Annotated in this window: 22 protein-coding genes; 21 read left to right on the top strand and 1 reads right to left on the bottom strand. The window is 35.3% G+C overall.

Annotated features, from left to right (window positions below; translation table 11 throughout):
• Nucleotides 1-194: 194 nt before the first annotated feature.
• Nucleotides 195-374, bottom strand: coding sequence for a twin-arginine translocase TatA/TatE family subunit (gene tatA / locus ACKWCD_RS07625; RefSeq protein ID WP_138656896.1), 180 nt, complete (start codon nt 372-374; stop codon nt 195-197).
• Between the two features lie 198 nt (nt 375-572).
• On the opposite strand from tatA, the gene ACKWCD_RS07630 reads away from it, so the two are divergent.
• From ACKWCD_RS07630 to ACKWCD_RS07730, 21 genes are all read left to right on the top strand, one after another.
• Nucleotides 573-1,442, top strand: a complete 870-nt coding sequence (locus ACKWCD_RS07630) for a M23 family metallopeptidase (protein ID WP_413983347.1) — start codon at nt 573-575, stop codon at nt 1,440-1,442.
• Between the two features lie 6 nt (nt 1,443-1,448).
• Nucleotides 1,449-2,954 carry a GH3 family acyl-acid amido synthetase gene (locus ACKWCD_RS07635; RefSeq protein ID WP_413983348.1) on the top strand — a complete coding sequence of 502 codons (1,506 nt, stop codon included), beginning with the start codon at nt 1,449-1,451 and terminating at the stop codon, nt 2,952-2,954.
• Between the two features lie 48 nt (nt 2,955-3,002).
• A complete protein-coding gene (locus ACKWCD_RS07640; RefSeq protein ID WP_413983349.1) occupies nt 3,003-4,688 on the top strand; it encodes a DUF6909 family protein in 1,686 nt (561 codons plus the stop codon).
• Between the two features lie 3 nt (nt 4,689-4,691).
• Nucleotides 4,692-5,702: a hypothetical protein gene (locus ACKWCD_RS07645; RefSeq protein WP_413983350.1), complete on the top strand. Its 1,011-nt coding sequence runs from the start codon at nt 4,692-4,694 to the stop codon at nt 5,700-5,702.
• A gap of 2 nt (nt 5,703-5,704) precedes the next feature.
• Nucleotides 5,705-6,739, top strand: coding sequence for a dTDP-glucose 4,6-dehydratase (rfbB, locus tag ACKWCD_RS07650; RefSeq protein WP_413983351.1), 1,035 nt, complete (start codon nt 5,705-5,707; stop codon nt 6,737-6,739).
• Nucleotide 6,740: 1 nt separating this feature from the next.
• Nucleotides 6,741-7,595, top strand: coding sequence for a glucose-1-phosphate thymidylyltransferase RfbA (rfbA, locus tag ACKWCD_RS07655; RefSeq protein ID WP_413983352.1), 855 nt, complete (start codon nt 6,741-6,743; stop codon nt 7,593-7,595).
• Nucleotides 7,596-7,606: 11 nt separating this feature from the next.
• Complete coding sequence (rfbC, locus tag ACKWCD_RS07660) at nt 7,607-8,152, top strand: dTDP-4-dehydrorhamnose 3,5-epimerase (RefSeq protein WP_413983353.1); 546 nt, start codon at nt 7,607-7,609, stop codon at nt 8,150-8,152.
• Nucleotides 8,149-8,922 carry a dTDP-4-dehydrorhamnose reductase gene (rfbD, locus tag ACKWCD_RS07665; RefSeq protein ID WP_413983354.1) on the top strand — a complete coding sequence of 258 codons (774 nt, stop codon included), beginning with the start codon at nt 8,149-8,151 and terminating at the stop codon, nt 8,920-8,922. Before rfbC ends, rfbD begins: the two co-directional genes overlap by 4 nt.
• Nucleotides 8,923-8,942: 20 nt before the next feature.
• Complete coding sequence (locus tag ACKWCD_RS07670) at nt 8,943-9,524, top strand: acyltransferase (protein WP_413983355.1); 582 nt, start codon at nt 8,943-8,945, stop codon at nt 9,522-9,524.
• 21 nt (nt 9,525-9,545) lie between these two features.
• Nucleotides 9,546-10,484: a Gfo/Idh/MocA family protein gene (locus ACKWCD_RS07675; protein WP_413983356.1), complete on the top strand. Its 939-nt coding sequence runs from the start codon at nt 9,546-9,548 to the stop codon at nt 10,482-10,484.
• A gap of 63 nt (nt 10,485-10,547) precedes the next feature.
• Nucleotides 10,548-11,813 carry an oligosaccharide flippase family protein gene (locus ACKWCD_RS07680; RefSeq protein ID WP_413983357.1) on the top strand — a complete coding sequence of 422 codons (1,266 nt, stop codon included), beginning with the start codon at nt 10,548-10,550 and terminating at the stop codon, nt 11,811-11,813.
• 104 nt (nt 11,814-11,917) lie between these two features.
• Nucleotides 11,918-14,050 carry a DUF4838 domain-containing protein gene (locus tag ACKWCD_RS07685; RefSeq protein ID WP_413983358.1) on the top strand — a complete coding sequence of 711 codons (2,133 nt, stop codon included), beginning with the start codon at nt 11,918-11,920 and terminating at the stop codon, nt 14,048-14,050.
• A gap of 535 nt (nt 14,051-14,585) precedes the next feature.
• Complete coding sequence (locus ACKWCD_RS07690; protein ID WP_413983359.1) at nt 14,586-15,386, top strand: O-antigen ligase family protein; 801 nt, start codon at nt 14,586-14,588, stop codon at nt 15,384-15,386.
• Nucleotides 15,387-15,736: 350 nt separating this feature from the next.
• Nucleotides 15,737-16,630: a hypothetical protein gene (locus ACKWCD_RS07695; RefSeq protein WP_413983360.1), complete on the top strand. Its 894-nt coding sequence runs from the start codon at nt 15,737-15,739 to the stop codon at nt 16,628-16,630.
• Nucleotides 16,631-16,714: 84 nt separating this feature from the next.
• Nucleotides 16,715-17,476: a class I SAM-dependent methyltransferase gene (locus tag ACKWCD_RS07700; protein WP_413983361.1), complete on the top strand. Its 762-nt coding sequence runs from the start codon at nt 16,715-16,717 to the stop codon at nt 17,474-17,476.
• A 187-nt stretch (nt 17,477-17,663) separates the two neighbouring features.
• A complete protein-coding gene (locus tag ACKWCD_RS07705) occupies nt 17,664-18,926 on the top strand; it encodes a hypothetical protein (protein ID WP_413983362.1) in 1,263 nt (420 codons plus the stop codon).
• Between the two features lie 153 nt (nt 18,927-19,079).
• Nucleotides 19,080-20,195 (top strand): glycosyltransferase family 4 protein, encoded by a 1,116-nt coding sequence (locus ACKWCD_RS07710; RefSeq protein ID WP_413983363.1) that lies wholly within the window; start codon nt 19,080-19,082, stop codon nt 20,193-20,195.
• A 130-nt stretch (nt 20,196-20,325) separates the two neighbouring features.
• Nucleotides 20,326-21,411 (top strand): non-hydrolyzing UDP-N-acetylglucosamine 2-epimerase, encoded by a 1,086-nt coding sequence (wecB, locus tag ACKWCD_RS07715; RefSeq protein ID WP_413983364.1) that lies wholly within the window; start codon nt 20,326-20,328, stop codon nt 21,409-21,411.
• A 64-nt stretch (nt 21,412-21,475) separates the two neighbouring features.
• A complete protein-coding gene (locus tag ACKWCD_RS07720) occupies nt 21,476-22,222 on the top strand; it encodes a glycosyltransferase family 2 protein (protein ID WP_413983365.1) in 747 nt (248 codons plus the stop codon).
• Between the two features lie 24 nt (nt 22,223-22,246).
• Entirely contained in the window at nt 22,247-23,614 is a 1,368-nt protein-coding gene (locus ACKWCD_RS07725; protein WP_413983366.1) for a sugar transferase, read from the top strand.
• Between the two features lie 105 nt (nt 23,615-23,719).
• Entirely contained in the window at nt 23,720-24,706 is a 987-nt protein-coding gene (locus ACKWCD_RS07730; RefSeq protein WP_413983367.1) for a UDP-glucuronic acid decarboxylase family protein, read from the top strand.
• Nucleotides 24,707-24,885: the final 179 nt, after the last annotated feature.

Genomic DNA, 24,885 nt, shown 5'->3' on the forward strand with positions numbered 1-24,885 from the left:
TAAAATTTGTTGTGTGGCAAGAGAGATTTGTTGTGTGTGAAGGAATAAGTGTATGTTTCCTACACTAAAATGATCATTTATAGGCAAATGCAGAAAATCGCTATAAAAATAAAATTACTTGAATTAAATAAGTGGTTGTAAAAAACAAAAAACCCTTGGTTTTGCCAAGGGTTAACTATATTAGAAAAGGTTTTCTATTCTTTGTTTTCTTCTAATTTCTCATCGTCTTTAGAAGCATCTTTGAACTCTTTAATACCACTTCCTAATCCGCGCATTAATTCAGGAATCTTTTTTCCTCCGAATAAAAGAAGTACAACCACTACTACTAAGATAATTTGAGGGGCACCAATGGCTAAAAATGTTTGAGCTATCATAGTTGAAATTTTAATAGAAATCAAAGGTAGTAAAAAGTATTTAGTTTGTTGTTAATACTAACGCTCAGCAAGGCTTTTTAATTGTAAACGCCAAAAGAATTTTTTATGAAGACAATTTAAATGCACAATGGTTTTTGAAATGCATAAAATTTATAGGAAGCGATGTGTAATTCAATTCTAAGTTTATCTTTGTAGGCTATGGCGAAGAAGGTCAAAAAAAGAAAGGAAATCAAAAGGAAGTTGCTGCATAAGTATCGACTAGTTATTTTGAATGAAAGCACTTTTGAAGAAAAAATATCTTTTAAACTAAGCCGACTGAACGTTTTTGTTACAGGATCTCTTTGCATTATCGGACTTATTGGTTTGACAACCCTGCTTATTGCCTTTACGCCACTCAGGGAGTATATACCAGGCTATTCTTCAACCAAACTTAAGAAGCAGGCAACCGATCTTACTTATGAAACAGATTCTTTGGTAAGAATATTAAATAATACCAATCGGTATTTAGATAATATTCGTATGGTTTTAAAGGGGGATATTGAGAATAACGAAATTAATCGAGATTCCCTATTTGAACAATTTAAGTTAGATCCGACAACGGTTGATCTTACGCCAATAAGGCAAGATTCTATGCTAAGGGCTGAGGTGGCTCTTGAAGACAAGTATAATTTATTTGAAAGAAGCAGTACAAAGACCGAAATTATATTATTTCCTCCTGTCAGTGGTACGGTTACGCAGCAATATGACGCTAAAAGAAAGCACTATGCAGTTGATGTTGTTGCCCCCCGAGAGACTCCGGTGAAGGCAACAGCTGATGGAATGGTAATTTTTGCCGAGTGGACAGCGGATACGGGCCATGTAATTATTATTGAACATAAGGATGGTTTGTTAAGTGTCTATAAGCACAATGGCTCGTTGAATAAAGGACAAGGAGACATAGTAAGATCAGGAGAAGTTATTGCCTCCGTCGGTAATACAGGCGAATTAACCACAGGCCCACATTTGCACTTCGAACTTTGGGACAAGGGTTCGCCATTGAACCCGCAAGACTTTATTGACTTTAAATAAAATTCAATGTCTTTAAAATCAATTGCCGCCAAGTTTTTTGCAAAAAGTATCGCCAAAAAAACGGAGCGATGGTCTACAAAGCCTATTCAAACGCAAGATCTCGCATTTAAAGAGTTAATAGGCAAAGCTTCAGAAACCAAGTTTGGCAAAGACCATTTATTTTCTGAGATTACTTCGCATCAAGATTTTATAGAAAACGTTCCCATTCGAGACTACGAGGAACTAAAACCTTATGTGGAGCAAGTAGTTCAGGGAAAAGAGAATATCCTTTGGCCTGGTAAACCGCTCTACTTTGCAAAGACTTCGGGCACAACTTCAGGAGCAAAATATATTCCGATTACTAAAGAATCTATTAAACAGCAAATAGAAGCTTCTCGAAATGCAATTTTGAATTATATCAATGAAACCGGAAATGTAAGTTTTGTTGATGGAAAGATGATTTTTTTGCAGGGAAGTCCTGAAATGCAAGAAAAGAATGGAATTCAAATGGGCCGCTTATCCGGAATTTCTGCACATTACGTTCCAAACTATCTTCAGAAAAACCGATTACCTAGTTGGGAAACCAATTGCATCGAAGACTGGGAGACCAAGGTAAATGCCATTGTAGAGGAAACCAAGAATGAAGATATGACCGTTATTGCAGGCATACCTTCATGGGTGCAAATGTATTTTGAGAGGCTATATGACAAGACGAACAAACCCATAGGAGAACTTTTTAAGAATTTTCAACTGTTTATTTATGGAGGCGTCAATTACGAGCCATACAGGTCAAAATTTGAAAATTTAATTGGTAGAAAAGTAGACAGTATTGAGCTTTTTCCGGCGAGCGAAGGATTTTTTGCTTATCAAAATTCCCAAAAGGAAAAAGGGATGCTTTTGCTTCTAAATTCTGGAATCTTCTATGAATTCGTTAAAGCTGATGAATTCTTTGCAGAAAATCGGAAACGCATTACCTTAAAGGATGTCGAACTGAATGTAAACTATGTCATGATTATCTCCACCAATGCAGGATTATGGGCTTATAATCTCGGAGATACCGTTCAGTTTATTTCTGTTAAACCCTATAAAATAATCGTTTCTGGAAGAATTAAACATTTCATATCTGCCTTTGGGGAACATGTGATTGCCAAAGAAGTTGAGCAGGCAATGCAAGAGGCAATTTCGCAAACTGATGCCCAGGTGAATGAGTTTACCGTAGCACCCCAGATTACTCCAGAAGAAGAAGAACTTCCTTTTCATGAGTGGTTAGTTGAATTCGAAAAAGAACCATCCGACAAAGAAAAATTTATTGAGATACTTGACATTTCGCTTCAAAGACAAAACAGCTACTATTTTGATTTAATTGATGGCAAAATTCTGCAAACCCTAAAAATCACCTCCATTAAAAAAGGGGGCTTCCAAGGATATATGAAATCCATCGGAAAATTAGGTGGGCAGAACAAAGTACAACGTCTGGCCAATGATAGAAAAGTGGCTGATTTGCTTTCCCTCCAAAAAGCCAACAATAATTAGGGTTAACAAAACCTGATTTTTATTTGTAATTTTGAGCGAAATTCTTTCATGGGCAAAACAATCAATACCACACGCGCACAAGAATCGACCAATGCCATTGAGCGATTGTATATCACCATGCGCCACTTGTTTAATAGGGGATTTTACAAACCTACAGGAGTTTCAGGAGAATCACTCAAAAATGCACTTTTACAATTACGCCCTGAAATTTACGGAACAATTGCTGAGGAAAAAGCCGAGTTCAATGGACTTATCTATGTTTTAGAACGTTTGCCTGAGGGTATTGAGGAGTGTAAGTTCATTAACCTTACTTCGGATGAAGGATACGGAAAATCGCATTTCAAGCCGATTGTCCCTCCAAAAAGAAGGCGAAACTGTTATCGCATCGATGATGAACAGATGAACATTGAGATTACGAGAGGGCGCTCTGATATTTATGATATTCTTACCCACTTAACCTTTCTTTTTGTAGAGTCTGAGAAAATTTGCAAGCGGGTATTAATCGAAGATACCGACAAAACCATTCGTGATTGGACAAAGCTGGAGGACGCTGCTAAAAAAGAAGAGTTAAGTCAAGCAGAACGAGAAGTAGCCTTAATTCATACAGCAAATATTCTAGGAAGGAGTTTTGAAGAGGTTCTATGGATTTATGAGAAATTTGCCACCAAAAATAACCCTGAACGGTTTTTGAAAATCATCTGGTGGTTGGGTAAACTTGCCATTGAAGAAGAGGTTACAGGCGAAAAGCGAGTTATTACTTTCAGCGCTCAACTGCGTGAACGACTTGGGCATCATATTCACGGAGAACGCTGGGCCGACACCATAAAATTAGCCTTAAAAAGGGAAGGCTTATTGAAAAGACCAATTCATATCATAAGCGCAAATATGCATAGCGTTATGAATTCATTGTTTGCTCGAACTGCCTTATCAAAGGAGTTTCAGAATTCAGATTCCTTAGAAATATATGAAGCACTTAGTTCTTCAGGTAATAAAGTTTTGCGAGATAAGGTTGAAACTATGGCGAAGAAAAACGGGATGATTTCGATTGATGATGTCTCAGGAACAAATATCGATGTGCAGATTTTTGACATGGCTAAAATAGGAAAGGATGCCTGTTGCTATGCGTTGAAACCAGGGTTAACGGATAATGAAAAACCTGTTATCTTTGTTATGGACTATGCTTTTGGAGAGCAAGCTTATGAGACGATTGACGAATTGCTTAAACCTTTTGGAAATAAAAAGAAGGGAGCAACCTACTTGAATATAGCTTCAGTTTCAATTATGGGGAAAGCCGGAATTTTAGAAGGAGGAAAGGGTGATCTAATGATTCCATCTGCGCATATATTCGAAGGTACAGCGGATAACTATCCGTTTGAAAATGAACTTTGTGCCGCAGACTTTGAGGGGCATGGCTTAAAAGTTTTTGAGGGAACGATGGTCACTGTTCTAGGAACCTCTCTCCAGAACAAAGACATTTTAAAATTCTTTCATGAATCTACTTGGAATGTAATTGGATTAGAAATGGAAGGAGTTCATTATCAAAAGGCGATACAATCTGCCTCAAAAATACGTAAGAGTATAAAGGAAGATGTAAAAGTGAGGTACGCCTATTACGCATCTGACAACCCTCTTGAAACTGGAAGTACACTAGCCTCAGGGGGCTTAGGAACAACTGGAGTAAAGCCAACCTATTTAATTACCGACAAAATATTAACCCAATTATTCAATTCTTAGCTCATGGCTGACAATATAAATCCAAATAATATCAGTTCTTCAGATGAAATTGACCTTGGTCAACTGCTCAAGCTTGTGAACAAAGGCTTTCATAGCTTGGGGAATTTTTTTCTGGGCATTTTTATTTATTTAAGAAAGAATGTGTTCAAATTAGCTGGGCTCATTTTACTAGGTATTGCCGCTAGTTTTGGGCTCAATCAAATCATATCAAAAAAGCTCAAAACTGATGTTATTGTTAGACCCAATTTTGAAAGTAAAAACTATTTGTACGATGTAGTAGATGAAGTTTCAGCAAATCTTGCCTCAAAAAATGAAGATTTTTTCAGGGAAATAGATATTTCAACAGAAGATCTCGAAGGTTTTAAGATTGAAGTTGTAGCAATTGAAGATGAAGAAGTTAAATCTGATGATAGTGTGCTGAATGAAATGAAATATTTGGAGGTGCTTCAAAATTTTAAAGATGAAAGTTTTGTTATCGATATTCTTCGCTCAGAACTTTCTGAGAAAAGTGTAATCGACCATAAAATCACGTTTACGTACAAAGATGCTACAAAAGGGCCAGGTATTGTGCAGAAGCTTATGAGCTATATAAATGCCAATGAGTATTTTAATGGGCTAAGAGTGGTTTATAAGAAGAATGCAAAATCACGTATTGATAAGAACTCTGTATTGATTGGTCAAATAGATCAATTGGTTGACAACTATTCGAAAGCACTTCTAGCAGAAAAACAAAAATCTGGTACGGGTGTGGTATATATGGAAAAAGAGAACACCTTGAATGTTCCTTCTTTGCTAAACCTTAAAGACGTATTATCAAAAGAAATAGAGGACAAACAAATTGAAATGGCGCATCAAACAGGCGTTTTAAGTATTTTGAATTTTGGAAAAACACAAGAAGTGAAAAAGACATTTTTCAATCAGACTTATTTTTTAATTCCTTCACTCTTAATTGGAGCATTCTTTTTGCTATCCTTTGTACAGTACCTCAATCGAAAATCAAAAGAAATAGAATAATAATGAACATTGAACTCACAAATCAATGTGTTCTAGTGACGGGCGGAGCTGGCTTCATTGGCAGTAATTTTATTCCATTTTATTTAAAAAAGAACCCTGAAGTTCAGATTGTCAATTTAGACAAACTAACATATGCCGGCGACCTCAATAATTTGAGTGAAGTTGCTCAGAATGACCGTTATCATTTTATTGAAGGAGACATTTGTGATAGAACTTTGGTTGAAGAGTTATTCAAAAAATACCGAATAGACGGAGTGATACACTTCGCAGCCGAATCGCATGTAGACAATTCAATAGAAAGTCCAGATAGCTTTATAAAAACTAATATCGAGGGCACATTTGTTCTTTTAGAAGCTGCTAAGAAGCATTGGTTAGAAGCACCTAATCAAGCAAAAAAGGGTTTTGAAAAAGCTCGCTTTCATCACGTTTCTACTGATGAAGTTTATGGTAGTTTAGGAAGTGAAGGTTTTTTTACGGAGAAAACACCTTATGCGCCTAATAGTCCATACAGTGCATCAAAAGCATCTTCAGACTTCTTAGTGCGTAGTTATTTTCATACCTATGGGTTAAATGTAGTAACCAGCAACTGTTCAAATAACTACGGGCCTAAACAGCATGATGAAAAATTGATTCCAACTATTATTCGAAAGGCTTTGAATGGCGAAGAAATCCCTATATATGGCGATGGCACAAATGTGAGAGATTGGCTTTATGTTTTGGACCATTGCAAAGGAATTCAATTGGTTTTTGCCAATGGAAGGTCAGGAGAGACCTATGCTATAGGAGGTAACAATGAACATAATAATTTATTTATAGCTCAGAAAATTTGTAGCTTGCTAGATAAGCTTAGACCGAAGAAAACGGGAGGTTATGGCGAGCAAATTACTTTTGTTAAAGATCGTTTAGGTCATGACTATCGTTACGCTATTGATGCCAGTAAAATTCAAGGAGAATTGAAGTGGCAATCTGATGAGAATTTTGACTCTGGAATAGAAAAAACGATTGCCTGGTACAGCAGCAAATATCAAATGGCATAAAATGAAAGGAATTATACTAGCAGGAGGGTCAGGTACACGTTTGCACCCTATTACGATTGCGGTTAGTAAGCAATTAATGCCCGTTTACGATAAACCAATGATATATTACCCCTTGGCCACCTTAATGTCTGCAGGTATCCAAGAGATTTTGTTTATTACAACACCACAAGATGCTTCGCTATTTAAAAAGTTACTTGGTGATGGCTCTCAGTTGGGATGTAATTTTCAATTTGCTATTCAAGAAAGTCCAAATGGTTTAGCGGAAGCCTTTATTATTGGTGAAGATTTTATAGGGAAAGACAAAGTGGCACTTATCTTAGGAGATAACATCTTTTATGGTTCTGGCCTGGCAAAATTGTTACAGACCAACAATGATCCCGATGGAGGAGTTATTTATGGCTATCATGTTCAAGACCCTGAACGATATGGTGTAGTGGAGTTTGATAAAAAAGGCAAGGCAATATCGATAGAAGAAAAACCAGAGGCGCCAAAATCAAATTATGCCGTTCCAGGCATATATTTCTACGACAATACTGTTGTTGAAATTGCAAAGAACATTAAACCTAGCAAGCGCGGAGAATTAGAAATCACCGACGTGAATCGAGCTTATCTAGAAAAAGGAAAGTTAAAAGTAAGTATTCTAGACAGGGGGACAGCATGGCTCGATACGGGTACCTTTAGCTCCTTGATGCAGGCTTCTCAATTGGTAGAAGTAATTCAAGAAAGACAAGGTCTAAAGGTGGGCGCAATTGAAGAAGTAGCCTACAACATGGGTTATATTAGTGGTGAACAATTACACCTGTTAGCCGAACCACTTTTAAAAAGTGGTTATGGAAAATATTTATTGGATCTTTAAACCCGCAACTGTTGAAGGTAATTGAAACCAAATTAAAAGGCTGTTTTGTAATTGAACCTAAGGTTTTTAAAGATAATAGGGGTTCTTTTTTTGAATCATACAATAAACAAAAATTTGAAAATGCTATTGATCGAGAAATTGATTTTGTGCAAGACAATCAATCAATTTCTAAAAAAGGAACACTTCGTGGATTACATTTTCAGATGGGGGAATATGCACAATCAAAGTTAGTACGTGTTTTAAGTGGAGAGGTCTTGGACGTAGTAGTTGATCTTAGAGCAAAAAGCGAAACTTTTGGGCAACATTTCAAACTGAAGCTATCTACAGAAAACAAAAAGATGCTTTTTATACCAAAAGGTATGGCGCATGGATTTCTAACGCTTTCAGAAGAAGCTATATTCGCTTACAAATGCGATGAATATTACCATCAGGCCTCTGAAAATGGAATATTGTATAATGATGAATCACTCCAAATAGATTGGGAATATCCTATGGAAAGTGTTATTCTAAGCCAAAAAGATAGAGAGCTATCCAAGTTTAAAGAGCTATTCCCATGACTAAAATTTTAGTAACTGGCTCAGAAGGTCAATTGGGAAAATGCATTCAAAAGATAGCGAAGGATTACCCTGAATTTGAATTTACCTTTTACGGTTCAAAGACTTTTGATATTACAAACCCGAAACAAATTGCTGAGGTGTTTTCCAGGACGCATTTTGAATATTGTATTAATTGTGCTGCTTACACTAATGTAGAACAAGCCGAGAAAACGCCAATTCCTGCTTTTGAAGTAAATTCCGAAGCGGTACGACTTATTTCCTTGGCCTGCTCAGAGTTCTTGACGAGCCTTGTTCATATATCCACAGACTATGTATTTGATGGAGAGAAAGAAACTCCATATAGTACTTCTGACAAGACAAATCCTATAAACGAATATGGCAAGTCTAAATTGGCTGGTGAAAAGCACATTCAGAGGAATCTAAAAGAACATTTTATTATTCGCACTTCTTGGCTATATTCTGAATTCGGAAAGAACTTTTACAAGACTATTGTAGAAAAAGTAAAGACAGAAACACTATTACAAATTACTGATGAACAGACTGGCTGCCCTACAAATGCGAATAATCTAGCCAAATATATTTTAGAGCTGCTCCGTAAAAACAGCAAAGCCTATGGCATTCATCACTTTACTGACGGTGAACCAATGACTTGGTATGATTTTACGAAGCGTATACTTGAGGAAAACAAACTGCAAAATAAAGTGAAGCTTGAACGAGCTAAGAATTATCGTACTTTTGCCAAAAGACCAAGAAACAGTATACTGGGTTAATTTTTTGAACTGAATTTTAAATGAGTGATACTAACTTTTTTGCACACGAAACTGCTGTTATTGATGAAGGATGCACTATTGGGGAAGGAACCAAAATTTGGCACTTTTCACATGTTATGTCTAGCTGCAAATTAGGCGAAAAATGTAATATCGGTCAAAATGTTGTCATTTCACCGAAAGTGATCTTAGGCAATAATGTAAAGGTTCAAAACAATGTATCTATCTATACAGGAGTCATATGCGAAGATGATGTTTTTTTGGGTCCATCTATGGTTTTTACGAATATTGTAAACCCCAGAAGCGCAATTGTTCGCAGAGATAGTTATGTCGAAACGATTGTTGAGAAAGGTTCGTCGATAGGGGCAAACGCCACCATAATTTGTGGAAATACAATTGGGAGATACGCTTTGATTGGCGCTGGTGCGGTGGTAACAAAAGAAGTGAAGCAATATGCGCTTTTAGTTGGAAACCCTGCAAAGCAAATAGGATGGGTAAGTGAATATGGCCATCGCTTGGCGTTTGATAATAAGGGACTAGCTATATGTGAAGAAAGTAAGCAAGAATATCGGCTTTTGAATGATGTAGTTGAACGAATTAAATAAGAATTTAGAACCAAACAACTAATGAAAAATTTTGCCTTGATAGGAGCTGCGGGTTATATCGCCCCTCGGCATATGAAAGCCATTAAAGACACTAATAATAATTTACTTGCTGCTTTTGACAAAGGAGACAGCGTAGGAGTTATTGACTCCTATTTTCCAAAGGCTGATTTTTTTGTGGAATTTGAACGGTTTGACCGTCATATCGAAAAGTTGAAATACGAATCAAATACCTTACTGGATTATGTAAGTATTTGTTCACCAAATTATTTGCACGATGCACACATGCGGTTTGCTTTACGAAGTGGTGCAGATGCTATTTGCGAAAAACCTCTGGTTTTGAATCCTTGGAATATTGATAAATTGCTGCATGTAGAGAAAAATACAGGCAAAAAGATATATAACATTCTTCAGCTACGCGTGCACCCAAGTATCATTGCTTTAAAAGAAAAAGTCAAGAATTCAAAAAAGGATAGCAAGTTTGAAGTAGATTTAACGTATTTGACCTCTCGGGGAAATTGGTATCATACTTCGTGGAAGGGAGATCATAGTAAGTCGGGCGGTATAGCCACCAATATAGGGGTACATTTTTATGATATGCTCTCTTGGATTTTTGGTGATGTCCAAGAGAATATCGTACATATTCATGAGGAAGACCGCGCAGCGGGATATTTAGAATTTGAGAATGCTAGGGTACGTTGGTTCTTGTCGATTAATTCAGAATATCTTCCGAAAGAAATTAGAGAAAAAGGACAAACTACTTTTAGATCGATCACAATTGATGGCGAGGAACTAGAGTTTAGTGGCGGTTTTACTGATTTGCATACTATGGTGTATAAAGATATTCTTGCAGGTAAAGGGTATGGTCTTACCGCAGCGAGAACGGCAATCGAAATTGTACACAATATTCGTAACACCGAGCCAATTGGTTTGAAAGGGGAGTATCACTCTTTTGCAAAATAGATACAGCATAAAACCTGTACTTCTAAGAGGTCTTATTTAATACTAAAGAAATCAAAGATTAATTTGTTATTAAAAATTTGGTCTAAATTTTCGAAGTCGGAATTTTCAAGAAACGTATCTTCTCAAATTCTGGGCACTGCTGTAGCCCAAGCATTACCTTTTTTAGCTACACCCCTATTAACACGTCTTTTTACAGAAGATGATTTTGCCACATACACTTCATTTTTTGCTGTAGCAAGTATATTTGGAGTTGCAGCAGGCGGAAAATATCATCTAGCCTTGGTTTTACCAAAAGAGGAGAAAGATGCAAATAAAATCTTTGTTCTTAGTGTTTACTTGACTATTCTTTATGCAATTGCAATTGCACTTTTCCTTCCACTTTTCCATAGTTTTTTTCCAGAGAATTTAAGCAGTGTATTGTACTATGTGCCACTTTATGTTTTATTTTTTGGTATTTGGAGCGCCTACATTAATGTTTCAATTAGACACAAAACCTTCAAGACAAATGCTATTGCAAAGGTCTTACAAGCAATCGGGTATATTGTTACAGCAATTGGCTTAGGCTTTTCAAAAATTTGGCTGTATGGCTTGGTAATAGCTAAAATCAGCGGAATTTGTATCTCCTGGTTATTTCTATCTAAAAAGTCTAGAACGCGATTTAGCCTGGTTCCTTTTAGAAGTTTGAAGTCAGTTGCAAAAACATATATTGATTATCCAAAATTCGGTATTTGGCCTGCTTTCTTAAATACTATTTCGCTTCAAGCATTGGTCTTGATTCTTACCAAATATTACACCACCGATGATTTAGGATATTTTGGACTTACTTTGATGGTATTGAGTGCTCCGTTAGCTCTTATAGGAGCCTCGTACAAAGATGTTTTTTATCAAAAAATTGCAGCTTTGATGAATGAGAAAAGACATCATGAAGCGCTTGCTTTTTTTAGAAAATCGGCGTTAGCTCTTATTATTATGGGCATACCTATTTGTCTAGTACTATATCTTTTCGGCGAACCGCTTTTTGGTTTTGTTTTTGGTGAAAAATGGGAGAGATCAGGTCTATTTGCCTCTATTTTGGCATTTAGTTTTGTAGTCAAACTCGTGGCCAGTCCATTATCATCTATTTTTAATGCAACGAATACCTTGCGTACCGCTTCGAAATGGCAAGTTTTATATTTTATTAGCACCTTTGCTACATTAATCATTTGTGCTAGCTTTTTAAAATTCTCAGTTGAAAAACTTTTGTTTGTTTACGTGGTTCACGAGTGCATTCTTTATGGAATATACTTAGTATTGCAATATAAAACATTAAAAGATTCGAAAGTTATTTAGGAACGAAGTTTTGAATGAAAATGAGCCTTTTTAGTGGGCCTAGGGTTTCTCTTTTTAGCTTGTAACTAAATCAAGGTTTTTTTGTTCCTTTTAATTAAATGCCTATGCAAATAAGGTTTCCTTTATTTTTAACGTGTATTCTAATCTTATCAGCGTTAGTAACTCCTATTAATGCAAATGAATATGAAACAAAGGGAATTTACTTGAAGATTGCTGTTCAACTATATTCCTATGCCAACTTTCAAGAAGCTCTTAATGACGAAAAAAATATCAATTGGGATACTGATTTCGAAAAAGCAAACGCTATAACTGGGGCATATGCTGCTTTTGAATTAAAAAAGCATTACGAGTTGTTGGGAAAGAATGCAACAATAAGTAACTACAACAAAAACAAGGTTGATAAAAGTATTGTACTTCTTTTAAAAGAAAGTTTTTCATCAAATCATCCTGTAGCCGCTTCCCAAGTTAATTATGAAACTTTGGGCGATCAAGGCTTCTCAATAGTACCGTACAAACGGACGCTCTTCGTGACAGCGAATACCAGAATAGGTCTTTTGTATGGTTCTTACGAAGTTTTAAAAAAAATTGGCTTTGAATGGTATAACCCAGATGAAACAATTGTCCCTAAAAAAGGCAATGTAAAGAAGATCCATATCGAATCTTCCAAAAGCCCTTTTATTAACCTTAGAGGGTTTTGGACGTTCTCAGAGGATTACTTATCTGAAAAGCGAGTGGTTTGGTTAGCTAGAAATCGGTTTAATATTGCAGGAAAAGTAGCGCCATATCTTGCAAAAAAGTTGGGAATAAAAATTTGGGGTGGAGAACATAATTTGATTCAAGAAGAATTTTCAAGACCGGGTTTGTTTGAGAAACACCCTGAATGGTATGCGCTGTACAAAAACGAACGCTTACCGGTGAACTCCAAAGGAAATTATACCAACCCCTCTTACGCCAATGTTGAAGCGGCGGAATATTTTGCTAAAAAGATTTTATTCAGATTGACCAAAGGCGATCTCGCCCATGTAGATATTTTGAATGTGTGGCCTGCTGACAGAAGAAATGGACGTTTAGATCAAAGTGAAATAGCAAAGGCGGCAGGTAATTTTTCGGACACTTTATTGTCATTTTATGGAGTATTAGCTCAGCATTTAAAAAGTGCATATGAGGAAGGTACTTTGAAGAGAAGAGTGATTTTAGCCGGTATTTCGTATCATTTGACACTTGAAGCACCAAGTAATACGGCAATGATTAAAAAACTTGAGGAGCTAGATTATATTCATATTTTTTATCCAAGCACAAGAGATTGGTCGTACCCGATTAACAAGAACCTAGAGCAAAGTGATATTAATAAAAAGCTCCATGATAGTTTTAATGAATGGCAAAAAAAGACCAATTTCGAATATGGTGTTGTGGCATACAATAACAAAAGCAATTATAGCGCCATTGCACTAACTGATCATTTAAATTTTGCAGAGAATTTGGATTTTTACTTCCCCCAAAAGGGAGGCCTATATAGCTATATGCATGCGATAAAAGAAAACCCTGGGCCATTGCAATTAACAAATGCACTAATTTCAGAATTTGGATGGAAAGGACCGAATGAACCTTCAAAAATGAAGGCAAAACTAATTATCGAAAAGTATTTTAAAAACAGGTATGGAAAATTTGCTAAAAAGTGGAATGAAATCTATGATGAAATGTCGTTATCCGTCAGCAATGCAAAAAGCATTTTCGAAGCTGAATCTTTAAGCTCATTTTTGTTTCAAAACGTTTATTGGGCAAAACCACGCTTTTCTCAGGAAGAGGCGATATCGTTTATTCCGAAGTATTTAAAGGGAGGATTTCAAAAAATACCAAATGGCATATATTATGATAAAGAGGCGACATACAAAGCTAATTTTATCGGTCTGGAAGAGTCAATAGGCATTCATCTTCGCTTAGAACCTATTTGGAAAGCTTTAATCGAGCAGGTTAACGAAGATGAAATAAAAAAAAGAATGCAAGAAGATATTGTTTGGTTTGAAGCAACTAAGCACAGGTATAATTTGATGGCTCTATGTTGTGATTTCGTCAAAGCTGAAAGCAAGAATCACGAGACTAGTGATTTGAAAAAGCGTATAGAAAAAGAAATACTTTATTTGGAAAATACCAGTGTTACGAATGATCTAATTTCTCCTGTTAATCAAAGAGCATTCCTTGAGATAATAAAAAAAAGAATCAATTTGGTCAAAGAATAGCAAGTTTGAATTTGAACCGTGATCCTTTTTCCTCAATTTTAAATTTATTGCTTAAAAAAATGAAATTAAAGAAGGTATTTAATAATTTATGAAGTTGAACAAACTAAAACATAACGGGTATTACTTTGGTGCCCTTATTTATATATTTTTGATTCCCTTTCCTCAAAAGATAGTGAACGTATCTTTGATCATTTGGGTGGTACTTTCATTAGTAAGTTTTAAAAGAAATTTGGTGCATAAGAGTCGTTATTTATGGCTGCTACCAATTCTTTATATCATGTATTTTATGGGTTTTTTTACTTCAGAAATAGCTTCTTTTAGGTTTTTGGAATACAAGCTCTCATTTTTGGCCTTCCCCTTACTTTTTTTTCTTCACACCTACAATACAAGACAACGTAATACTATATTGACATTTCTAGTTTGGGGTTTGCTAGCTGCGTCTTTACTCTGCTTGGGGGTGGCATTTTATAATTCAATCGAATGGCAAGGAACAAATTTAGTTTTTCAACCGAATGTATTGCAAGACAAGGGTTTTATGGAATCTATTCTCTATGGAGGCAATTATTTTTTTGGGAGACACCTATCCATATTTCATCAAACCGTTTACTTTGCAATGTATCTTTGTACAGGTATCGCTATTTTGCTTTTTAACAAGCATTTATTCTCTTCCAGACTTCGAGTAGTTCTTCTAAGTGTTTTTATCTTTTTTATTTTCCTGGTTTCTAATAAAGCCAGTTTTATCGTTTTGACCTTGATATTAGGTATTAAGGTTTGGACATGGAACGCACATCGTGGAAAAAAGCTAATTGGCCTTTCTGCCTTCATCCTTATTCTATTAGCATTTGTTCTTTTTAACCCAAGGGTTAAAATGGGAGTAGTAAATTTGGCAAAAGGAAAAGCAGTGGTGAACAAAGAAGCAAGATATGGGCTCGCAACCCGATTACTTAGTTGGGACGCTGCAATTGCCCTAATTAAAGAAAAACCAATGTTTGGTTATGGGTACGCTGAAACGCAAGTTGCCTTAAATAAGAAATATCAGGAGAAGGGATATATTTATCCTTTAAAAGATAGTTACAATGCACACAACCTATGGTTACAGTCTTGGTTAGAGAATGGATTTTTAGCAGTACTTCTGCTGTTTAGCCTATTCTATATACTTCTTAGGCAAGAATTGGGAAATTTCAAGTCAGCCCCTTTGTTATTGACCTTTGTGTTTATTTTGTTAATAAATTCAATGTTTGAAGGGCTATTCAATCGCTTTTCTGGCATTTCCTTTTTTTCGTTTTTGGTTTGTTTCATTTTTTCAGCATCGAAAGGAGGGTTAGTTAAGAAATGAAACTCAAACTAACCACATCACATTACTTTATTTTGTATTTCTTCCTCTTAATGGGGTTATACCATTATAAAATCAAAACCTATTTTTATTGGCTTTATGTAGAGGATTTATTAGGCCATAGTTTTGATTTTTCTATTGTAGGGTTTTCAATTTCGAGTATACTTTTCCTTATCAATCTTTATTTATTATTAGGGGTAAAAAAAACTAGGCTTGCTTTTATTGTATTGTCAATCTTTTTTGTTTTGCTGACAATCCCTTCTCTTATTGCTTTCACCTCTAAAGGAATTTATCCGTTCAGACTATTGGGGTACCATCAGGGGCTTTTTATAGGATTATATTTACTATCAAAAGTGAAGATTAATTTCGATAATATCCCGGTTCTTAAAAAGAAGCAGGCATTGTATTTATTGCTTTTAATTACAACCATCGGCACGCTACCCTATCTTTTGATATATGGTCCTCACATCAATTTAAAAAACTTACTTCTTCTCGATGTGTATGAGACAAGGGCCATAATGGGCAAATTAAGCAACCCTTATTTTGGATATACCTATTCATTATTTACGAAAATCATTATTCCGTTAATTATTTTGTTTGCCCTTGAACTTAAAAAGAAGGTTTGGGTGATCGTCGGTGTACTTTATCTCATATTATTTTATCTTTTTGGAGCACATAAAACCGTATATGCTGGTCTTTTGGTGGTATTAATTTTTTACCGTTTTAGTTTTGCACAAGGGGTTAATTATATTGCAAAGTATTCTAGCATTGCTATTTTGGGGTGTATGCTATTCGCCTTGGTAGGCTATGATTACCCATGGATTTTATCATTTAGACGTATTCATTTCATACCTACCTTACTTGATATTTGTTATTTAGATTTCTTTGATGGTCAACCGATATATTGGTCAGAATCGATTTTAAAACGTTTTGTTGAATACCCATTTGAGATGCGATCTACAAATCTGATAGGAGAAGCCTATTTCAATAGGGCAGATGTATCAGCGAACAATGGGCTGGTTTCTGAAGGATTCATGAATATGGGGTCTTTTGGGGTAGCAATTAATATTATTTTGGTGTCAACTTATTTCATGTTGTTGAATAATCTTAAGATTTCGCCCAAGTATTTTGGTTTGTTTTTCTTGGTTATTTTTTCATTCATTAGCTCTTCTCTTTTTACAGTATTTCTGACGCATGGTGCTTTGGCACTTTTGTTAGTTTCAATTTTCTTGCTCAACAGAAAATAATTGAACTTTAGAGGCCTTCGTAAGTAAAACCGCACGAGCGAAAGGTTTTTTGGGTATCTTTGACCAGTAATTAAGTGGTAAAGCATGAGTAAGACAATCGAAAAAAGGCTAGAAGATGAACAAAAATTTCACAATGAGATTTTTGAAACTGAAAAAAGAACGGAAGAAGTTGGTAGGTTTTATGCTATAAATGATGCCATTCATGATGCCTATGAAGGCTTTGTTTTTGAAAAACCAGAAGGCAAAGTATATTTAGAATATGGCTGTGGTATGGCGAAAGGGGGTCGATCAACTAGATTGGCGAGATTAGGAGCAAAGGTTCACGGTATTGATATTTCTGATTACGCCATTGATTTTTTGACAAAGGAGGCCGAAGAAGAGAATCTTGATATCGATTATCAAGTAATGAATGCAGAAGATATGTCATTTGAAGACAATTATTTTGATGTTATTTATGGCACAGGCATTTTGCACCACCTTGATTTAGACAAGTCTTTTGAAAGTATTGCCAGAAAACTAAAAAAAGAAGGCACGGGAATTTTTATAGAACCTTTAGGGCATAACCCGTTGATTAATGGGTTTCGCGATAAAACTCCTGACATACGCACTGAAGATGAACACCCACTTTTAATGCCGGACTTTAAATTGGCTAAAAAATATTTTGGTAAGGTAGATGTGCAATATTTTTATTTGACAACACTAGGCGTGCCCATTCTCTTCAAAAAGAAACAACCTAAGTTTCTTATTAATTTCTGTAACGGTTTTGATAAAGTTCTTTTTACTTTGTTGCCGTTTTTACGCAAACATGCATGGCAGGTGGTGGTTAAGTTTTCTGACCCTGTTTAGTTTTTTAAAGCGTATTAATAGTTTTAGAAAAGTCTGGTCAATTTTTTATTCAAATTTACTCTATTGTAATGGGTATTTTATGAACCTCAGTTAGGGGTAATATGTTGTTTCTTTTCCTTGCTTAATAGGGAGAACTATTTTTTTTAACTCCGTTATAAAACAAATGTTTTTTCAAACAATATCAAGAATGAAACTCCGTTTTTGCTATATGAGTTATATTAAAATTCCTACATTTTTTCTTTTATTCTTTATAATCATTAATGGTTGCTCCAAAGATGATGGCGAAATCGATTCAGATGTTTTGGCAACCATTCAAAGCCCACATATCATAGACGCATTACTTGAGCAAAAGGACAATTTTGGAGGTCAAATCGACAAGAATGATATTGAATCACTTACAGAGTTAAAACTTACATTAAATGTGAACAAGCTTTCTAAAGAAAATTGTCAGTGGCAATTTGATTATAATTTAGAAGAGAATAATTTACTGGAAGGTTTGGAACAGTTTAAAAGCTTAAAAAAATTAGTACTTGTTATTCGTCCGAATCTATCCGAAGACAATACCAACTTTAATTATGAAAACTATAATGGTGGAACTTGTTTTAAAGAGGAGAATGAACCTTTAAAAATCCTCATCGAGAAGCTAGAAAACCTTGAGGAATTATATGTGAGTTTTTATTATATAAACTATTCAAACGATATTAATTTTGAGGTGGCAAACTGCCCGAAACTAAAAAAAATCGGAACCGCTAACCCTTTTGTTGGCATTGTGAACTATCCGACAGAGGAAACTATTACGATGGATAACTCGAATTTTTTAGAAGAAAATCCTTCATATGAAAAATTCGAACCATATGTTGGTAGTGACGAATCAGATGAGGCTAGCTTTATATTTTCATTGCTTTATAATACTCAATTGCACCTTGAGAATTTATCGAATTTAGAATCGCTTCATCTTTTCCATTCACCATTAAGAGGAATAACAAAAAACAATAGCCCCAAACTGAAAAAACTTTTCTATTTCAAAAAAAGAGGTGAACTAGGAACGGGTGGTTGGCTTTTCGACCCAGCGTTATTAGATATTGAGGAATTTTATTTTGATTATCAATACTATTCCCCTTTCCCGTCGTATGATCCTCAAACTTTAGATTTATCTGGTTTTTCAAAACTTAATAAGTTGTACTACAAATTTTGGTTTCCAGGAGGTGAACGAAATTCAGTGCCGCCTGGTTCTAAACTTCGCGTACAAAATGGAACTAATATGCAGAACAATTTAGAAATCACTGTTGACTTTGAAAAATATGGAAGTGCTTTTCAGCAAGGTGATCCGAAAAGATTTGTTTTTTGTTTAGATGAGGACATAACAGAAGAATTTAAGAATAACAATATTACAGTTAAGTCTGTAAACGGAGTTGAAGGTTTTGAAGCACTAACCTCTAGTTGTGAGTGATACGCTTACGTTAAAACCAAATTAGATTGAATCGTAAATTATTTTTTAATCTTTGATTTAGCGATTAAACAATCAATCATGCCATTTTAATGACCCTTAGATTTCTAGTTTGGGTGTATCTTTGGTATTTATAACCAAATTTGTGATTGCTATTTGAAAACTCCAGTAAAAATTTGCCACCTAACAACCGTTCATGTTCGTTACGATACCCGAATTTTTGTCAAAGAATGTTGCGGTCTTGCTAAAAATGGATACGATGTTACTTTAATAGTCGCGGATGGACAAGGAGACGAAGAAAAGAATGGAGTAAAAATCGTAGATATTGGTAAGCCATCAGGAAGAATAAAACGAATATTAACGTACCACAAGAAGATTTTAAAGAGAGCATTAGAGGTAGACGCAGAAGTTTACCATTTTCACGACCCAGAACTGTTAAGAAGCGGTTCTCGTTTGATTAAGCTAGGCAAGACTGTGGTTTATGACTCGCATGAAGATGTCCCGCGACAGGTACTCGATAAAGCTTATATACCAGCTCTTTTTAGAAAGCCTCTTTCCAGATTAATAGAACGTTTTGAGGATAGAATAGTTGCTAAACTAGCAGGAGTTGTTACAGTCACCCCGAATTTAGAAAATAGGTTTTTCAAAAATAATAGGAATGTAGTTCAAGTACGTAATTTTCCACATCTTCAAGAATTTGAAACGAACGCTTCACAAAACATCACCAAAGAAAATGCAGTTTGCTATGTAGGGGCTATAACGAAGGTAAGAGGTATTTTGGGCATGGTCGATGCTATGCAATATCAGAATGACACCAAACTTTTATTAGGGGGTAAATTTGAAAACGAAGCCTTGCGAAATCAAACAACCTCAAGTAAGGGTTGGTCAAATGTTCAAGAGCTAGGTTTTCTGAATAGAGAAGAGGTCAGAAACACACTTTTAAAATCTAAGGCAGGTTTAGTTCTTTTGGAACCAACTCAAAGTTACCTAGACAGCATCCCAGTCAAAATGTTTGAATATATGGTTGCTGGTATTCCCGTAATCGCCTCTGATTTTAAATATTGGAGAGAACTAATTGAAGAAGAAAACTGTGCTTTGTTTGTCGATCCAAAAGACCCGAAAGCGATCTCAAATGCGATAAGTCTTTTGATAGAGGACAAAAGAAAGGCTGAGCAAATGGGACAAAATGGAAGAAAAGCAGTTTTGGAAAAATTCAATTGGTCAAAGGAAGAGAAAAAGCTGATGGCATTTTACGAGCGTGTCAGAGTTTAATTTTACCTTCCCTTAAACCTGAGTTGCTACCTGTCTTATTAATGTGCATTTTACCTATTTAAAGAACTTAAATCGCTAATTATAATTAGTTTAGAACCTCAAAAAGGTAGACAATCAACTCGTATTTCTGATGAAAATAATCACTATTGTAGGAGCTAGGCCTCAATTCGTAAAAGCCGCCGTAGTAAGCAGAGCAATTGTGGAACATAATGTCCAAAGCGATACCAAAGAAATACAAGAAGTAATAGTTCATACAGGCCAGCACTTTGACGAAAACATGAGCGATGTTTTTTTTAGTCAAATGAATATTCCAAAACCACACTATAATTTAGACATTAATAGCCTATCTCATGGGGCCATGACAGGCGCAATGCTCGTTGGAATCGAAGAAATTTTGTTACAAGAAAAGCCAGATTGGGTCTTAGTATATGGTGATACGAACTCTACAATAGCCGGAGCATTAGCTGCAAAAAAATTACACATCAAAGTTGCACATGTTGAGGCTGGTTTGCGCTCGTTTAACATGAAAATGCCTGAAGAAATCAACCGTATTTTAACGGATAGAATAAGTGATATTCTCTTTTGTCCAACACAGACTGCAATTGACAACTTAAATAATGAAGGGTATAATGCATTGGATATTACACAAGTACAATGTGGTGATGTGATGTATGATGCTGCAATTTATTATACGGACCGACAGAAACGCCCCGAAAATGTAGTTCCTGATACCGAATTTGTATTGTCAACGATTCATCGACAGGAAAATACGGATGACAAAGAGAAACTAACTTCTATTTTCGAGGCTTTAAAGAAAATTGCACAACACCGAAAAGTGATTTTGCCTTTGCACCCAAGAACAATAAAGAAATTAGAAGTATTTGGGATTAGGCCTGATAGCAATATCCAAATTTTAGAACCTGTTGGTTATTTTGAAATGATTTGGTTACTTTCAAATTGTAGTTGTGTAGTTACCGATAGTGGAGGTCTTCAAAAAGAAGCTTTTTTCTTTAAAAAACCGTGTATTACGGTTCGAGAAGAGACCGAATGGGTGGAGCTTCTTCATAATAAGGTGAATTTTTTAGCGGGCTCCAACAAAGAAAAAATCGTTGCAATTTACAATCAAATTAAGACTGCTTCAATAGATTTTAGCATGAAACTATATGGAGAAGGCAATACAGGGCATTTGATCGTTGAAAATTTAAAAAGCTTTTAGGGGGTATTAATCGAAATCATAGTGATTATATAGTGTCATATAATTACTAGCTTTGATTTTAGTTATGAATGCACTCGTTTCCATTATTACTCCTGTTTTTAATTCACAAAAGTATATATCAGATACTTTAGAATCTGTAGTATCGCAAACCTACTCCAATTGGGAACACATTTTAGTCGATGATTGTTCTTCAGACGCTAGTGAATCCATTATCAAATCCTATCTGGCTAAAGACCCCAGAATAAAGTACCATCGTCTCGAGAGGAATAGTGGGGCAGGTATTGCCAGAAATAAAGCCATATCCTTAGCTAAAGGTCGCTATATAGCCTTTTTAGATAGTGATGACCTATGGCATCCAGAAAAACTGGAAAAGCAGCTGAGCTTTATGGAAAAGAATGGGTATCACTTTACGTTCACGGATTATGATGTTATTGATGAAAAGGGTCAAAAACTTTCCAAAAAAGTAAAAGCCAAGTCCTTTTTGACTTACAAGAAGGCGCTTTACAAAAACCCTATAGGTTGTTTAACTGTAATATATGACACTCATTTTTTCGAAAAACAATACATGCCTTCTATTCGAAAACGTCAAGATTATGCCCTTTGGCTAAAGTTATTAAAAAAAACCAATGGGTATGGTTTGAATGAATATCTTGCCAGCTACCGCACAGGTAACGATTCTATTTCTGCGAACAAAATAGATTTGCTGAAGTATGAATGGCAAATTTATCGTGAAGTTGAAGGGTTATCGTGGCTCAAATCTTCATTTTATCTACTTTCAGCCATTGTTTTAAAATTGAAGACCTATTTTTGAGCACAAGAATAGGTTAATTTCACCATGCCAAGACCATCCATACTAAATTCAGTTGAACGCAAGTTTATCTTGTTTATCGGTGATCTAGTTATTGTCATCGCCTCGCTCAACGTATTTATCAATTTTGCAATTGATGCGGAATTTATTTCGCTACGTCTTAAGGTAGGTATCTTTGGTTTTGGTATTCTAGCATACCTGATTTTAGCATACGTACTGGAATCATATAATCTCGGAAAAATTTCTAAGAAGAGATATATCGTATCACAATCACTGTACATCAGTTTTATATATGTTTTTGTAGTCTTCATTTTTTCGGTAATCGTTTTCGATGTAAGTTTTTGGCGAATTCCTCTTTTGTGTTTTTTGATACTTACACCCATACAAATAGGAGGTTGGCGACTTTTTTTTCGAAATGTTTTTGACATTATTCCTGACACCAAAAATGTTTTATACCTATATGATGAAAATACATATGGAAGTTTAAACGATGATATTGAGGTAATTAATGGAATAGATATGAAAACCTTTTACAAGGTTAAGCTTACCTATTCTATGCAGAAGGATTCGGCCGTAAATAAGAAGTTCTTTTTATCAGCAACTGATAAAATAGATGCTTTGATTGTAAATGTCAAAACCTATAATGATCTACCACGTAGTCTTGAAAAGATGCTTCTCAAGTCTATTCTTAAGGGCAAAGAAGTAATTTCATTTACTTCTTTTTATGAAAGTACATACGAAGCACTCCCCATAAAATCTCATAATGATAGTTTTTATGAAATTTTGCAATTGAGAAATAAGAAGATTCGATATTTACAAAAAATTTTTAGTTTCATGGTGAACTTTTCACTATCGCTATTAGTAGGAATAGTTTTCGTGTTAAGCATTCCTTTTGTATGGATTTTAAATTTGTTTTTTAATAGAGGACCCCTGTTTTATACCCAAAAGCGGGTTGGTTTGCGGGCTAAAGAGTTTAAAATTTATAAATTCAGATCAATGGTCGTCAATGCCGAAAGTAAGGGGGCAAAGATGGCTACTAAGAATGATAGTAGAATTACTCCTTTTGGTAGAGTACTTCGTTTATTTAGAATTGATGAATTGCCCCAGATTATTTCTGTAGTGAGGGGAGACATGCAATTTATTGGTCCTAGGCCTGAAAGAAAGGTTTTTGTAGATGAATTGAACAAGTTGACACCATTTTATAATGTAAGACACTTAATTCGACCGGGAATTACGGGATGGGCCCAAGTAAAATATAAATATGGAGAAAACCTTGAGGATTCTATAAAGAAACTCGAATATGACTTTTATTATATAAAGAATAAGTCGATAACACTGGATTTGAGAATTATTTTTAAGACCATTACTACAGTCTTGTTTTCAAGGGGAATATAGTATTTTGACATACGTCAAGAATAATTAGAGGATCTTTTCGTTAAAATTAATTTTGACCTCAATTTTTACCAATTACTAGCGTTACATAGTCAAACAATCGAATTCATGAAGCGAATTTTAATTACAGGAGCAGCAGGATTTCTAGGATCTCACTTATGCGACCGGTTTATCAAAGAAGGTTTTCACGTTATCGCTATGGATAACCTGATCACTGGAGATCTCAAAAATATTGAGCACTTATTCAAGTTGGAGCAGTTCGAGTACTACCATCACGATGTTACTAAGTTTGTTCATGTTCCTGGAGAGTTAGATTACATTCTTCATTTTGCTTCTCCAGCTAGTCCAATAGACTATTTAAAAATTCCTATCCAAACTTTGAAAGTAGGGGCGTTGGGAACCCATAACTTGCTTGGTCTTGCTAAAGAAAAAGACGCGAGAATATTAATTGCTTCAACCTCTGAGATATACGGAGACCCCTTAGTTCATCCCCAAACAGAAGAGTACTATGGAAATGTAAATACCATAGGTCCAAGAGGAGTTTACGACGAAGCCAAACGTTTTCAAGAGTCAATTACCATGGCCTACAATCGTTTTCATGGCGTAGAAACGCGTATTGTACGTATTTTTAACACATATGGGCCAAGAATGCGACTCAATGATGGACGTGTAATCCCTGCTTTTATGGGACAAGCACTACGTGGAGAAGATCTTACAGTTTTTGGAGATGGTTCTCAAACCCGCTCTTTCTGCTATGTAGATGATGAAATAGAAGGAATATATCGTTTGTTGATGAGCGACTATGATTTACCGGTTAATATCGGAAACCCGCATGAAATAACGATTAGAGACTTTGCAGAGGAGATTATCAAGCTTACGGGAACTAAGCAAAAGGTTATTTACAAAGATTTACCTCAAGATGACCCAATGCAACGTCAACCAGATATTAGCAAAGCAAAAGAAATATTAGGTTGGGAGCCCAAAGTAGGTCGTGAAGAAGGAATGCGTAAAACATTTGAATATTTCAAAACCTTATCTCAAGAGGATTTAGAGAAAACTGAGCATCGCGATTTTTCTGAGCGAAATAAAAAATAGAAAATTTCGATATAAACAAAAACCTGACTCAATTAGTTGGGTTTTTTTGTGCTTTTTATTAAGATAATTTTGGACATAGGTCTAGGATAGAAATACTTCGGAAAGACTAGTTTGTTTTTCTCGATTTAACCATGAAATCATGATAATTTTGTAAATGTTAAAACTTCAAAAATCGTATA

Source organism: Maribacter taeanensis (genome assembly GCF_047345145.1).
Taxonomy (GTDB): domain Bacteria; phylum Bacteroidota; class Bacteroidia; order Flavobacteriales; family Flavobacteriaceae; genus Maribacter_C.

Excerpts from the sequence above, each read along its gene's own strand:
- ACKWCD_RS07700 (WP_413983361.1), top strand. The coding sequence starts at position 16,715 with ATGAGTAAGACAATCGAAAAAAGGCTAGAAGATGAACAAAAATTTCAC.
- ACKWCD_RS07640 (WP_413983349.1), top strand. The coding sequence starts at position 3,003 with ATGGGCAAAACAATCAATACCACACGCGCACAAGAATCGACCAATGCC.
- wecB (WP_413983364.1), top strand. The coding sequence starts at position 20,326 with ATGAAAATAATCACTATTGTAGGAGCTAGGCCTCAATTCGTAAAAGCC.
- ACKWCD_RS07720 (WP_413983365.1), top strand. The coding sequence starts at position 21,476 with ATGAATGCACTCGTTTCCATTATTACTCCTGTTTTTAATTCACAAAAG.
- ACKWCD_RS07725 (WP_413983366.1), top strand. The coding sequence starts at position 22,247 with ATGCCAAGACCATCCATACTAAATTCAGTTGAACGCAAGTTTATCTTG.
- rfbD (WP_413983354.1), top strand. The coding sequence starts at position 8,149 with ATGACTAAAATTTTAGTAACTGGCTCAGAAGGTCAATTGGGAAAATGC.
- ACKWCD_RS07635 (WP_413983348.1), top strand. The coding sequence starts at position 1,449 with ATGTCTTTAAAATCAATTGCCGCCAAGTTTTTTGCAAAAAGTATCGCC.
- ACKWCD_RS07645 (WP_413983350.1), top strand. The coding sequence starts at position 4,692 with ATGGCTGACAATATAAATCCAAATAATATCAGTTCTTCAGATGAAATT.
- ACKWCD_RS07690 (WP_413983359.1), top strand. The coding sequence starts at position 14,586 with ATGGAATCTATTCTCTATGGAGGCAATTATTTTTTTGGGAGACACCTA.
- ACKWCD_RS07685 (WP_413983358.1), top strand. The coding sequence starts at position 11,918 with ATGCAAATAAGGTTTCCTTTATTTTTAACGTGTATTCTAATCTTATCA.
- ACKWCD_RS07630 (WP_413983347.1), top strand. The coding sequence starts at position 573 with ATGGCGAAGAAGGTCAAAAAAAGAAAGGAAATCAAAAGGAAGTTGCTG.
- ACKWCD_RS07705 (WP_413983362.1), top strand. The coding sequence starts at position 17,664 with ATGAAACTCCGTTTTTGCTATATGAGTTATATTAAAATTCCTACATTT.
- rfbA (WP_413983352.1), top strand. The coding sequence starts at position 6,741 with ATGAAAGGAATTATACTAGCAGGAGGGTCAGGTACACGTTTGCACCCT.
- ACKWCD_RS07730 (WP_413983367.1), top strand. The coding sequence starts at position 23,720 with ATGAAGCGAATTTTAATTACAGGAGCAGCAGGATTTCTAGGATCTCAC.
- rfbB (WP_413983351.1), top strand. The coding sequence starts at position 5,705 with ATGAACATTGAACTCACAAATCAATGTGTTCTAGTGACGGGCGGAGCT.
- ACKWCD_RS07675 (WP_413983356.1), top strand. The coding sequence starts at position 9,546 with ATGAAAAATTTTGCCTTGATAGGAGCTGCGGGTTATATCGCCCCTCGG.
- ACKWCD_RS07670 (WP_413983355.1), top strand. The coding sequence starts at position 8,943 with ATGAGTGATACTAACTTTTTTGCACACGAAACTGCTGTTATTGATGAA.
- tatA (WP_138656896.1), bottom strand. The coding sequence starts at position 374 with ATGATAGCTCAAACATTTTTAGCCATTGGTGCCCCTCAAATTATCTTA.